A 12,330-nucleotide genomic window follows, 5' to 3' on the forward strand; every position below is an offset into this window, starting at 1 on the left:
ACCGGGAGCGCCCGGAGGTCTCAGGCGGCATCGTGGGCGCCTCCCTCGCCGAATTCGCCGCCGAATTCGCCGCCGAATTCGCCACTGAATCCGCCACTGAATCCGCCGCTGAATCCGTTCGCCAGCATCAGCAACTCCTCCTCGGAGGTCTGCTTCATGGTGCTCCTGCTTCGGTCAAACGTTTGACTTCCTGAATGATCCGCGTGGCGTCGGGGACCAGGGACTGCGCGAGGACCGGCGCCGCGGGCATCCGCACGTCGGGCGCGCCGATCCGGATGGGCGGCGCGGCCAGCGCCACCCCGGCGCCCGCGACCCGGGCGACGACCTCGGCGCCGAAGCCGCCGGTGACGTTCGCCTCGTGGACGACGGCCAGCCTGCGGGTGCGGCGCGCGCTCTCGATCACGGCCCCGGTGTCGAACGGGTTGAGCCACGGCGTCTCCAGCACCTCGGCCTCGACCCCCTCGCCGGCCAGGGCCTCGGCCGCCGCCAGCACCCGGTGCGTCATCGCGCCCCAGGTGACGACCGTGACGTCGGAGCCCGCGCGGCGGGTGCGCGCCCCGCCCGTCGGCTGGACCGGGCCGTCCGTCCTGACCGGCTCCTTCGGGCCGAAGTACAGCGTGCGGTTCTCGACCACCAGCACCGGGTCGTCGCCGTGCACGGCCGTCACCAGCAGGTCGTAGGCGTCCTGCGGCGTGCTCGGCATGCACACCCGCAGCCCCGGCACGTGCAGGAAGAGCGCCTCCAGGCATTGCGAGTGCTGCGCGCAAGCGCCCGGCGCGTTGCCCTGCTGGGTGCGGATGGTCAGCGGGGCCCGCAGCCGCCCGCCCGACACGTAGCGGACGTTGGCCGCCTGGTTGACGATCTGGTCCAGCGCCACGAGGGAGAAGTCGGCCCACATGATCTCGACGATCGGGCGGCGGCCGAACATCGCGGCGCCCACCGCGCTGCCGAGGATCGCCGACTCGCTGATCGGGGTGTCGAACACGCGGTCCCCGTACTGCTTGCGCAGGCCCCTGGTCACGCCGAACACGCCGCCGGGCACGCCGACGTCCTCGCCGTACACCAGCGTCTCCGGCAGCTCCTCCATGAGGCGGTGCAGGGCCGCGTTCACGGCCTCGCCGTAGGACAGGTCAGGCATACAGGTGCTCCCTTGCGGTGGCGGGGTCGGCGAGGGGCGCGGCCAGCGCGCGCTCGGCAGCGGAGGCCATCTCGGCCCGCGCCCCGCGCTCCACGGCGTCCAGGTCGGCGGCCGGCACCCCGTCGGCGAGCAGGCCCTCGCGCAGCCGGGCGATCGGCTCGCGCCTGCCGATCCGCTCCAGCTCGCCGGGCTGCCGGTAGGTCTCCGCGTCGCCGATGTAGTGGCCGACCAGGCGCTCGGTCATGCACTCCAGCAGCGTCGGCCCGCCGCCCTCGCGGGCCACCTCCAGCGCGTCGCGCACGTGGAAGCGCACGGCCTCCACGTCGTTGCCGTCGACGCGGTGGCCCGGCATCCCGTACGCGGCGGCGCGGTCGGCCAGGCGCGGGTTGTGCACCATGTCGGCGATCGGGGTCAGCTCGGAGTAGCGGTTGTTCTCGCAGACGAACACCACGGGCAGGGAGAACGCGGCGGCGAAGTTCATCGCCTCGTGTACCGCGCCCTGGTTCATCGCGCCGTCGCCGAAGACGCTCACGGCCACCCGGTTCGAGCCGTCGTGCCGGCCGGCCAGCGCCGCCCCGCACGCGATCGGCGCGCCCGCGCCCACGATCGAGTTCTCGCCGTGGAAGCCGTACTCGGCCGCGGTGAAGTACGCCGAGCCGCCCCGGCCGCCGTTCACGCCCGTCGCCCGGCCCGCCAGCTCGGCGAACAGCGCCTGCGCGGGCACGCCCCTGGCCAGCGCCCAGCCGTGCCCGCGGTAGGTCGCGAACAGCGCGTCGTGCGGCTCCAGCACGTCGCACGCGCCCACCGGGACGGCTTCCTGCCCGATGCACAGGTGCACCGAGCCGACGATCGGCCCTTCCGCTCGCAGGTCGCGCACCTTCTCCTCGAACGCGCGGATCCGCCACATGGCCAGCAAATCCGCGAGCCTGCGTTCACTCATCACATCTCCAGGCTTCGAGCGCCGCGGCGCAGATCGCCTCGGCGTCGCCGATGTAGGACTCGGGCGGGATGGGCAGCGCGCCCAGGCTCGCCAGATCGTCCGGTCCCGCCACGTCGCGCAGCGCGTCGGCCAGCGCCCGCCCGCGCTCGCGGGCCTCGTGCGCCGCCTTGTAGACCAGGTCGTGCGCCCGTTCCCGGCCCAGCGCCGGGGCCAGCCGCATCATGTACGCCTCCGCCATGATCAGCCCGCCCTCGGCGCCCAGGTTGGCCCGCATGGCCTCCGGGTAGACCCGCAGCCCGGCGGCGACCTCGGCGGCCGTGGCCAGCGCGCCCGCGGCCAGCTCGGCCAGGAGCGGCACCACGTACCACTCGACCTGCCACTCGCCGGCGGCCCGCTCGTGGCCGGCCTCCATCGCGCGGAACAGGCCCGAGCTGAGCGCGCCCGCCGTGCCGGACATGCCGATGACGGCCTCGCAGCCGATCGGGTTGGCCTTCTGCGGCATCGTGGACGACGCGCCGCGGTGGTGTCCGCCCGCCTCGCGCACCTCGCCGACCTCGGTCCTGGACAGGTCCACGACCTCGCGGGCGAAGCGGGCCGCCGTGGCCGCCAGGCTCGCGCAGGTCACGCCGAACTCGGCGACGCCGTCCCTGGCCACGTGCCAGGGCACCTCGGTGGTGCCGAGGCCGAGCACCCCGGCCATGCGCTCGCGCACCTGGCTGGAGCGCTCGCCCATCGCGGCGGACGTGCCGCCCGCGCCGAACAGCGACACGACCCGCACCCGCCGCGCCGCCTCGCCCACCCGGTCGCGCTGGCGCGTCACCTCCGCGAGCAGCACCGCCATCTTCGCCCCGAACGTCGTGGGCACCGCCTGCTGGGCGTGCGTGCGGGCGGCGACGACGGTGCCGGCGTGCTCGGCCACCAGCCGGGCCAGCGCGCCGCCGAACGAGCCGAGCAGCGCCCGCAGGTGGTCGAGGGCCTCGCCCATCTGCAGGGCCAGGCCGGTGTCCATGATGTCCTGCGTGGTCGCGCCGTAGTGGACGCGGCCGTTGGGCCCCTCGGGGAGCGCGGCGGAGATCATCCGTACGAGGGGCAGGATCGGGTAGCCCACGTTGACCGCCTCCGACCAGAGGCGCCGGACGTCGATGTTGGCCGGCACGCAGGCCGCCTCGATGGCCCGCGCGTCGGCCTCGGAGATCACACCCTCCTCGGCCTGGGCGCGGGCCAGCGCGGCCTCCGTGCGCAGCCAGGCGAGCACGGTCCGCTCGGCGGAGAAGATCTCGGTCATCGCGCCGTCGCCGAACAGCTCGGGCAGCAGCTTGAACGTCTGGCGCACGGTCAGTTCATCTCCAGTCCGCCGTCGACGTTGAGAGCCTGGCCCGTCACGAACGACGCCAGGTCGCTGGCCAGGAAGAGCACCGCGGAGGCGACCTCCTCGGGACGTCCGGGGCGGCGCAGCGGGGAGCGCTCGCTGACCTCCTTCAGGTAGCCGGCGCCCGCGTCGGGGCCGAACCGCCGGTCGCGGTCGGCGATGATCTCGTCCCACATGGGGGTGAGGAAGACGCCGGGGCACACGGCGTTCACCCGCACGGGGGCCAGCGCCTCGGCCGCCGACTTCGTCAGGGAGAGCAGGGCCGTCTTGGTGGCGGAGTAGTGGGCGGCGTTGGGGCGGCCCGAGCGGGCGGCCACCGAGGCCAGCGTCACGATCGAGCCGCCGCCCCGCTCGGCCATCCCGCGCCCGACGGCCTGGGTGAGCCAGAACGTGGCGTTGAGGTTGACGTCCACGATCCGCAGCCACTCGCCGGGCTCGATGTCGAGCAGCGGGGTGGTGCGCATGATCCCGGCGCAGTTCACCAGCACGTCGATCCGGTCGCTGGCGCCCGCCAGCGCCGCCGCCTGCGCCGGGTCGGTGAGGTCGGCCGGCCGGGCCTCGGCGCCCAGCTCGGCCGCCGCCTCCCTCAGCCGCGGGCCCTCCAGGTCGGAGAGCACGACGTCCGCTCCGGCGTCGGCCAGCGCGCGGGCGCACGCGAACCCGAGCCCTCCCGCGCCGCCCGTGACGAGCGCCGTCCGCCCGTCCAGGTCGATCGTGACAGCCATCCCCGATGGTCTCCCGTCTCTCGTTCAAACGATTGACCAGACCATAACGCGAACCGCGCAAACCGGACAAGAGCGTTTTTCGGGAGATCAGCGCCAGCCGAGCTCCTCGTAGAAGGCGGCCCGGGCGAGCTCGAACGAGGCGCGGTCCAGCACCGCGCCCTCGTGGGGCCCCGCGGCGACGGGCTCCTCGTGCATCCGGGCCGGCAGCTCGTCGGGACCGCCGCCCTCGCGGATCGCGTAGGCGCGCATCGCGTCGAGCCGCGCCTGACCGGCCGCCAGCAGGTCGTCCAGGGTGAACTCCCGCCCGAGGACGGCGGTGACCAGGGCGCTCAGGTGGTCGAGGGTCAGCGGGCGGGTGGGGGAGGAGGCGAAGACGCACAGGTTGAGCGCGTCGAGCCCGCTCCACAGCCGCAGCAGCCGGGCGGTGCGCCGGCCCCGCTCGGCGTCGAGCCCGGCGACCGGCGCGGGCTCCGCCCCGATCCGCCGGGCCTCGCCGAAGCTGTAGGCCAGCCCGGCCACTGGGTCGAAGTCGAGGTCGTGCTCCAGCGCGTCGTAGCGCGGCCCGCCGGGGGCGATCGCGTACCCGAGGCCGATGCCCGGCTGGACGCGGGGGTCGAAGCAGGGCAGCTCGGCGCCCTTGACGGTCATGGCGTACGGGGCCGCGGCCGGCCCGAGCTTCGCGGCCGCCCGCGCCGCACCCTCGGCCAGCAGGTCGCCCATCTCGCCCGTACGCCCCGCCACGTCGTCGATCAGCCCGGGCAACGCCTCGGGGTCGCCGAACGCGGGCCCGCCGGGGAGCAGCCCGCGCTCGGCGCACTCCATGGCGAACGCGAGCGTGCCGCCGAGGGAGACCGGGTCCAGCCCGAGGTCGTTGCAGCGGGCGTTGGCGGCCAGCACGGTGTCGAGGTCGTCGATCCCGAGGTTCCAGCCGAGCGACAGGAACGCCTCCTGCCCCAGCCCGCCGGTCCGCCGCTCGGCGAGCCCCGGTGGCGCGTACACCTTGAGGCAGTCGTTGGGGCAGCCGGGGCAGGCCCCGGTGGTCGCCACCGCGCGCCCGTCGTAGTCGGCCGCGGACGGGACCCGCAGCCCGTGCGCGCCGGTCACCGAGAAGTTACGCACCGCGGCGTACCCGGGGGCGGGCGGATCGCCCACCCATCCGGCGAAGCCGGGCATCCCTGCCTGGATCGCCGCCAGCGGGTTCGTGGCCAGCGAGTCGCGGTAGTAGGCGGCCAGCCCGGCGATCGCCCCGGGGTCGGCGACCTCCGCCGCGCTCTCCGTCGGGCTCTCGCCGACGCACACGACGGCCTTGAGGTTCTTGGCCCCGAAGACCGCGCCGAGCCCGTAGCGCCCGGCGGCGTAGGCGTAGTCGGTCACCACGCTCGCGTACCGCACGAGGTTCTCCCCGGCCGGCCCGATCGCGGCCACGTGCGCGCCCTGGCCGTGCCGCGCCCGCAGCGCGTCCGTCGTCGCGGCCGTGCCCAGCCCGCGCAGCTCCGAGGCGTCGTGCAGGGACACCCGTCCGTCCTGGACGAGCAGGTAGGACGGCCGCGCGGCCCGCCCCGTGACGGCCAGCGCCTTGGCGCCCGCCCCGCGCAGGCCCGCCGCGAACGGCCCGAGCGCGTGGGACTCCCCGGCCACCCCCGTCAGCGGCGACTTCGCCAGGAACACCGCCTTGGCCAGCCCCGGCGCCGCCGTCCCGCCCAGCACCCCGGCCGCCACGTACAGCAGCGCCCGCGGATCGTACGGATCGAGCCCGGCGGGCGTGCGCCCGGCCATCAGCCGCAGCCCGAGCACGGACCCGCCGATCTCGCCCGGGTACTGCTCCTTCTCCACGTTCCCGCTGGTCAGATCCACAATGAACGGCACGGTCAAGCCTCCAGAGCGAAAGAGGAAAGCGAGCCGCACCACATCACACAACACCCGCGAAAGGCAACCCCGTCAGGGCCGCCCCGGGTGCGACTGCAGCCAGCGCGACAGCCCGCGGGCGGCGCCGACGACGGCCGGCACGAGCGTGCCCGGCTGCTGCTCGCCCACCCGCACCACGACCGACAGCGCGGCGATCACCTCGTCCGCCGCGTCCCGCACCGGGGCCGCCACCGACACCGCGTCCAGCGTGACCTGCCGGTCGCTGATGACGTACCCGTGTCGCCGCACCTCGGCCAGCACCCCCCGCAGCCGGCCGGGCTTCGCGATGGTCCGGTCGGTGAAGGCCGCCAGCGGCCCGGCGAGGTACGCCTCCTGCGTCGCGGGCGGCGTGTGGGCCAGCAGCGCCAGCCCGACTCCGGTGGCGTGCGCCGGGAAGCGCCCGCCCACCCGGCTGCGCACGCCGACCGCGTCCCGGCCGGAGATCCGCTCCAGGTAGAGCACATCGGGCGCGTCCAGGACGGCGAGCTGGGCGTGCTGGTGGGTGACCTCGTACAGGTCCTCCAGGAACGGCATGGCGGCCTCGCGCAGGCCCAGCCCGCGCGGGGCCAGCGCGCCCACCTCCCACAGGTGCAGCCCGATCTGGTAGCGGCCGTCGCGGTCGCGTTCCAGCGCGCCCCACGACATCAGCTCGCTGACCAGCCGGTGCGCCGTCGTCAACGGCATCGAGGCGCGGCGGCTGATGTCGGACAGGCTCAGCCTGGGGCACTCGCCGGAGAACGCGCTGAGCACGCTGAGGACCCGGCTCGTCACGGTCCGGCCGGCGGGCCGCCGCGCGCTTCCGGAAGCCGTCCGGCCCGCCGGCTGCTTGGCCGGCTGTTGGACACTGCCGGGCGCGTGCACGCCGCGGCGCATCGTGGCCGCGGCCGGGCCGTCGTCGGTTGTGGTCATGGTCGCCGCCTCCCGGTTCGGACCTGTCACCCCGCGATGTTCCGGTTTTTATGTTGTTTGCGGCAACGTAAACCCGTGCTGCCTGCGGGTCCAGCCCTCGAAGCCCCAGAGTTTGTTGCGATGGGTAACAATCCAGAAACACACCGAACGACGTTCTGAAAAGTCTTCCGTTCAACGGAGAACGCGGTTACGCAACCTCTCCGCGGCTCATATGTTGCGGGCGCGACCCCCAGCCGGTCGGCCCGTTCCTCGAAGGAGCTGTTCACATGGCTGAAGCGCTCAACCCGTCGCTGACCCGCCGTGACGCGGCCCGGCTGCTCGGCGCGGCCGCCGCCGTCGCCGCGGTCCCCTCACGGTGGACCGCCCGCCGCACGGATGTCGACGCGCTCCTGCGGCAGCTGACGCTGGAGGAGAAGGTCTCGCTGCTGCACGGCGGCACCGACCCCGCCTCCAAGGGCCAGGCCGGGTACGTGCCCGGCGTGCCCCGCCTCGGCATCCCCGAGATCCGCCTGGCCGACGGGCCTGCCGGGGTGCGCGTCACGGCGAACGCCACCGCCCTGCCCGCGCCGGTGGCGCTCGCCTCGACGTTCGCGCCCGACCTCGCCCGGCGGTTCGGCGCGGTCATCGGCAGGGAGGGCCGCGCGCTGGGCATGGACGTCCTGCTGTCGCCGATGACCAACATCGTCCGGGTGCCGCAGGCCGGCCGGAACTTCGAGACGCTCGGGGAGGACCCGCTGCTGGCCGCCGCGCTCGTCGCCGGCGAGATCCGCGGCATCCAGGGCGAGGGCCTCATCGCCACGGTCAAGCACTACGCGGCCAACAACTTCGAGAACGCCCGCCAGACGATCGACGTCAAGGTGGACGAGCGGACCCTGCGCGAGATCTACCTGCCGGCCTTCGAGGCCGCCGTGCAGGCGGGCGTGGGCGCCGTCATGGCCGCCTACAACCACGTCAACGGCGTGTACGCCGCCGAGCACCCGCACCTGCTGAACGGGATCCTGCGCGACGAATGGCACTTCGGCGGCTGGGTGATGTCCGACTGGTTCGCCACGCACAGCGGCGCGCCCGCGCTCACCGCCGGGATGGACATGGAGATGCCCTTCGGCGTCAACTACGGGGGCCTGGCCGCCGCCGTCGCCTCCGGGCAGCTGGCCGAGTCGGTGGTGGACACCGCGGTGCGCCGCGTCCTCGTCCAGCTCGACCGGTTCGGCCTGCTCGGCGGCGGCCGGCCGCGGCCCTCCCCGGACCCGGCGGGCGGCGCCCGCACCGCGAAGGAGATCGCGCTGGCCGGCGCCGTGCTGCTGCGCAACGAACGGGACCTGCTGCCGCTGGGCCGCGCCGACCTGGCCGACCTGGTCGTCATCGGCCCCACCGCGGCCAGCCCCCTGGTGGGCGGCGGAGGAAGCGCCAGGGTGATCCCCGCGAACGCCGAGAGCCCGCTGACCGCCCTGCGCCGCCAGGCCGGTCCGGGCAGCCGCATCCGCTGGGCCACGGGCGTGGACCTGGAAGGGGTCCCGGTGCCCGCCTCCGCGCTGGTGCTCCAGCGCGCCCAGCAGGGCGGCACCCCGCAGGCCGCCGCCCAGGTCGACCACACCGGCGCGGACGCTCTGCCCGCCGGCTCGTCGTGGACGTGGACGGGCACGCTCACCGCGCCCGCGACCGGCGACTACGACCTGCGCATCCAGGGCGCGGGCGGAGTGCCGTCGTTCAACGGCTCGATCTCGCTGACCCTCGACGGTGTCAGGATCGGCTCGGTCGGCGCCCTCATCGGCGGCAACAGCAGCCTCATCGCGACCTCCGGCGGCCTGACGAACGCCGGCGCGACCGTCCGCCTCGAAGCCGGGGTGGCCAAGCCCGTCACCGTCGCGGCCACTGGCATCGCCGGCACGCCGCTGCAGGTCAGGCTGGCCTGGGTCACCCCGCAGCGCCGCCAGGAGGCGCTGCGCGAGGCCGCCGCGCTGGCCAAGGGGGCGCGGGCGGCGCTCGTGTTCGCCTTCAACGAGGGCACCGAGGGCGCCGACCGCGCCGCCCTCGCCCTCCCGAGCGGCCAGGACCCGGTCATCGGGGCCGTCGCCGCCGCCAACGCCCGCACCGCGGTCGTGCTCAACACCGGCGACCCGGTGCTCATGCCGTGGGTGCGGAGTGTGTGCTCGATCCTGCAGATGTGGTACCCGGGCCAGGAGGGCGCCGACGCCACCGCCACGCTCCTGCTCGGCGGGGCCTGCCCGGGCGGCAAGCTGCCGGTGACGTTCCCCGTGCGGGCCGAGGACGTGCCGACCGCGCAGCCCGAGCGCTACCCGGGCATGAGCGGGGTCGCGGACTACAGCGAGGGCGTGCTCGTCGGCTACCGGCACTACGACGCGCACGGCATCGAGCCGCTGTTCCCCTTCGGGCACGGCCTGTCCTACACCCGCTTCCAGTACGACGGCCTGTCGGTGCGGGCCGCGGGCGGCGGGCTCAGCGTGTCCTTCACGGTCGCCAACACCGGCCGGCGCGCCGGGGTGGAGGTGCCACAGGTGTATCTCGGCTCGCCGCCCGGCCCGCCGGTCCCGATGCCGCCCCGCGCGCTCGCCGGGTTCGCCCGGGTGCCGCTGTCGCCCGGCGAGCGGCGCCGCGTCACCGTGACGGTGCCGCTGCGCGCACTGCAGTACTGGTCGGACGGCCGATGGACCCTCGCGAGGGGCCGCCGTACCGTCCACGTCGGGTCCTCCTCCAGGGACCTGCGTCTACGTCAGGAGGTCACAGTCCGTTGAGACGATTACTGATCGCGCTCGCCGCGGCGGCCCTGGCCGCCGCCGTCCCCGTGCCCGCCGCCGCGTCCGGCGGCGACCGGCCGACGGCGCGTACCGACACCGGCTTCGTACGCGGGGCCCGCGCGGACGGCGTCGACCGCTTCCTCGCCCTCCCGTACGCCGCCCCGCCCACCGGCGACCTGCGCTGGCGGGCACCCCGGCCGGCGCCCGCCTGGCAGGGCGTGCGCGACGCGTCCCAGTGGGGCAACCGCTGCCCCGCCGCCGCCAGCACCAACGGCCCCCGCTCCGAGACCGAGGACTGCCTCTACCTCAACGTGTTCCGCCCCGCCGGCACGAAGGCCGGGCAGCGGCTGCCCGTGCTGTTCTGGATCCACGGCGGCGGCCTGCAGAACGGCTCGGCCAACCAGCACGACGGCACCCTGATCGCCCAGCTCGAGAACGTCGTCGTGGTGAGCGTCAACTACCGGCTCGGCGTGTTCGGCTACCTGGCCCACCCGCTGCTGGCAGCGGAAGCGGGCACGTCCGGCAACTACGGCCTGGCCGACCAGCAGGCCGCGCTGCGCTGGGTGCACCGCAACATCGCCGCGTTCGGCGGCGACCCCCGCCAGGTCACCATCGACGGCGAGTCGGCCGGCGGCTTCTCCGTCTGCGCCAACCTCGCCTCGCCCGCCTCGGCCGGGCTGTTCGCCCGCGCGATCATCCAGAGCGGGTCCTGCACCAGCCGCCCGTACGCGGACGGCGAGCAGGCCGGCGCCTCCATCGCCACCGCGCTCGGCTGCTCCGACCTGGCCTGCCTGCGCGGGCTGAGCGCGGCCAAGCTGGTCGACGGGCCGCAGTTCGCCTCGTTCCTGTACGGCACGCCGGCCCTGCCGGAGAACCCCGACACCGCCGTGCGGGCGGGCCGCTTCCAGCGGGTCCCCCTGATCGTCGGCGCCAACCGCGACGAGGGCCGCACGTTCCTGCAGGGCGCCCGCGGCTGGACCAAGGAGCAGTACGAGGGCTGGGTCCGCGGCCTCTTCCCCGACCGCGCCGACGCCGTCCTGGCCAGGTATCCGTGGCCGGCGCAGTCCGACCAGTTCACCTCGGCGTACCTGGCGGCGGCCGTCTTCACCGACTCCGGCTTCCTGGCCGGCCTCGGCGGCTGCCCGACGCTGCGCTTCATCGAGGCCCTGTCCACCCACACCCGCGTGTACGGCTACCGCTTCGACCACCGCACCGGCCCCGGCCTGAGCCCCGAGCCCGCCGGCTACGAGTGGGGCGCGGGGCACGCCGCCGAGCTGGCCTACCTGTGGCCGAGCTTCGACAACGGCACCCCGATCGCGCCGACGTTCGACGCCTCGGAGCGGCGGCTGGCCCGCGACATGGTGCACTACTGGGGGTCGTTCACGATCGGCGGGCAGCCGCGGGCCGCGTACTCGGCGCGCTGGCCGGCCTTCAACGGGACCTCCCTCGTCATGTCCCTGAGGGCGGGCGGGAAGTCCACGCCGGTCCCGCTGGCCACGATGCTCGCCGAGCACAACTGCGACCTGTGGGAGGCCGGCTGAGATGATGCGCCGCGGGGGCCGGCCGCGAGATCATGGAGGTTCAAGGACTCGCGAAGGGCGGCCCCCGTGACGAGAGTTTCCCTGATCGTGCCGTGCTACAACGCGGCCAGGACCCTGCGCCTGTGCCTGGAGTCGGCGCTGTCCCAGACCCGGCCGCCCGACGAGATCGTCGTGGTGGACGACGCCAGCGACGACGGCTCCCGGGCCATCGCCGAGGAGCTGGGCTGCCGGGTCGTCCGGCTCCCCGACAACCGCGGCGTCTCGGCGGCCAGGAACGCCGGGGTGGAGAGCACCACCGGCGACGTGATCTTCTTTCTCGACAGCGACGTGGCGTTACGCCCGGACGCGGTAGCGGGCGCCGTCCGGATCCTGGAGGAGGATCCCGGGGTCGGCTGCGTCCACGGCGTCTACGACACCGAGCCGCTCATCGACGACGGCCCGGTCGAGTGGTATCGCCTGCTCCACCAGGTCCACTGGCGGCGCAGGCACCTCGGCGAGGTCAACAGCGTCGTGTTCGCGCTGGCCGCGATCCGCCGCTCGGTGTGGCTGGAGGCGGGCCGGCTCGACGAGGGCCTGCGCGACAGCGAGGACGTGGAGTACAGCAGCCGCCTGGCCGTGCGCACCAGGATCCTGCTGACCGACGCGGTGATGGGCCGCCACGACGAGGGGCACCGGTTCCTGCCGGTGCTCGCCGAGCAGTGGCGGCGCGCGCTGCCGCTGATCCCGCTCGCCCTGGCCACGGCCAGGCGCGGCGCGGCCAAGCCCGAGAACGCCAACAGCCGGGCCGGCATCCTCGCCTGCGCGCTCGCGCTGGCGTCCCTGCCGCTGGGGCTGGTGCATCCCGGCCTGTTCGCGGTGCCGGTCGCGCTGGTGGGGTGGTTCGTGGTGGCCGATCCGCGGCTGCTGCGGTTCGTGCACCGGGAGCGGGGGGCGGCCTTCACCGCCTACTTCATGGCCGTCCACCTGGCGGTCCACGTGGTGCTCGTCACCGGCCTCGCGGTGGGCTCCCTGCGCGTGCTCAAGGGCGGCGCTCCCGCATGACCCGGC

Annotated in this window: 10 protein-coding genes; 3 read left to right on the forward strand and 7 right to left on the reverse strand. The window is 74.9% G+C overall.

Annotation, left to right across the window (positions count from 1 at the left end; translation table 11 throughout):
* Positions 1-20: 20 nt before the first annotated feature.
* The 7 genes from ABZX61_RS36590 to ABZX61_RS36620 form a co-directional block, all read right to left on the reverse strand.
* Entirely contained in the window at positions 21-158 is a 138-nt protein-coding gene (locus tag ABZX61_RS36590; protein WP_355200743.1) for a hypothetical protein, read from the reverse strand.
* Positions 155-1,138, reverse strand: a complete 984-nt coding sequence (locus ABZX61_RS36595) for a transketolase C-terminal domain-containing protein (RefSeq protein WP_355200745.1) — start codon at positions 1,136-1,138, stop codon at positions 155-157. Before ABZX61_RS36595 ends, ABZX61_RS36590 begins: the two co-directional genes overlap by 4 nt.
* Positions 1,131-2,078 carry a thiamine pyrophosphate-dependent dehydrogenase E1 component subunit alpha gene (locus tag ABZX61_RS36600; RefSeq protein ID WP_355200747.1) on the reverse strand — a complete coding sequence of 316 codons (948 nt, stop codon included), beginning with the start codon at positions 2,076-2,078 and terminating at the stop codon, positions 1,131-1,133. Before ABZX61_RS36600 ends, ABZX61_RS36595 begins: the two co-directional genes overlap by 8 nt.
* The gene (locus ABZX61_RS36605; protein WP_355200749.1) at positions 2,071-3,411 is read right to left on the reverse strand and encodes an adenylosuccinate lyase family protein; all 1,341 of its coding nucleotides are present in this window, start codon (positions 3,409-3,411) and stop codon (positions 2,071-2,073) included. Before ABZX61_RS36605 ends, ABZX61_RS36600 begins: the two co-directional genes overlap by 8 nt.
* A 2-nt stretch (positions 3,412-3,413) precedes the next feature.
* The gene (locus tag ABZX61_RS36610; protein ID WP_355200751.1) at positions 3,414-4,172 is read right to left on the reverse strand and encodes an SDR family NAD(P)-dependent oxidoreductase; all 759 of its coding nucleotides are present in this window, start codon (positions 4,170-4,172) and stop codon (positions 3,414-3,416) included.
* A gap of 87 nt (positions 4,173-4,259) precedes the next feature.
* Entirely contained in the window at positions 4,260-6,038 is a 1,779-nt protein-coding gene (locus ABZX61_RS36615; RefSeq protein WP_355200753.1) for an aldehyde ferredoxin oxidoreductase C-terminal domain-containing protein, read from the reverse strand.
* A 72-nt stretch (positions 6,039-6,110) separates the two neighbouring features.
* Positions 6,111-6,986 (reverse strand): IclR family transcriptional regulator, encoded by an 876-nt coding sequence (locus ABZX61_RS36620; protein WP_355200754.1) that lies wholly within the window; start codon positions 6,984-6,986, stop codon positions 6,111-6,113.
* Between the two features lie 266 nt (positions 6,987-7,252).
* On the opposite strand from ABZX61_RS36620, the gene ABZX61_RS36625 reads away from it, so the two are divergent.
* From ABZX61_RS36625 to ABZX61_RS36635, 3 genes are all read left to right on the forward strand, one after another.
* Positions 7,253-9,739 carry a glycoside hydrolase family 3 N-terminal domain-containing protein gene (locus ABZX61_RS36625; RefSeq protein ID WP_355200755.1) on the forward strand — a complete coding sequence of 829 codons (2,487 nt, stop codon included), beginning with the start codon at positions 7,253-7,255 and terminating at the stop codon, positions 9,737-9,739.
* On the forward strand, positions 9,736-11,283 hold the full coding sequence (locus ABZX61_RS36630; RefSeq protein WP_355200757.1) for a carboxylesterase family protein: 1,548 nt from the start codon (positions 9,736-9,738) through the stop codon (positions 11,281-11,283). The genes ABZX61_RS36625 and ABZX61_RS36630 overlap by 4 nt, the downstream gene beginning before the upstream one ends.
* Positions 11,284-11,349: 66 nt before the next feature.
* Positions 11,350-12,324, forward strand: a complete 975-nt coding sequence (locus tag ABZX61_RS36635; protein WP_355200759.1) for a glycosyltransferase family 2 protein — start codon at positions 11,350-11,352, stop codon at positions 12,322-12,324.
* Positions 12,325-12,330 lie beyond the last annotated feature (6 nt).

Source organism: Nonomuraea sp. NPDC003709 (assembly GCF_040610775.1).
Taxonomy (GTDB): domain Bacteria; phylum Actinomycetota; class Actinomycetes; order Streptosporangiales; family Streptosporangiaceae; genus Nonomuraea; species Nonomuraea angiospora_A.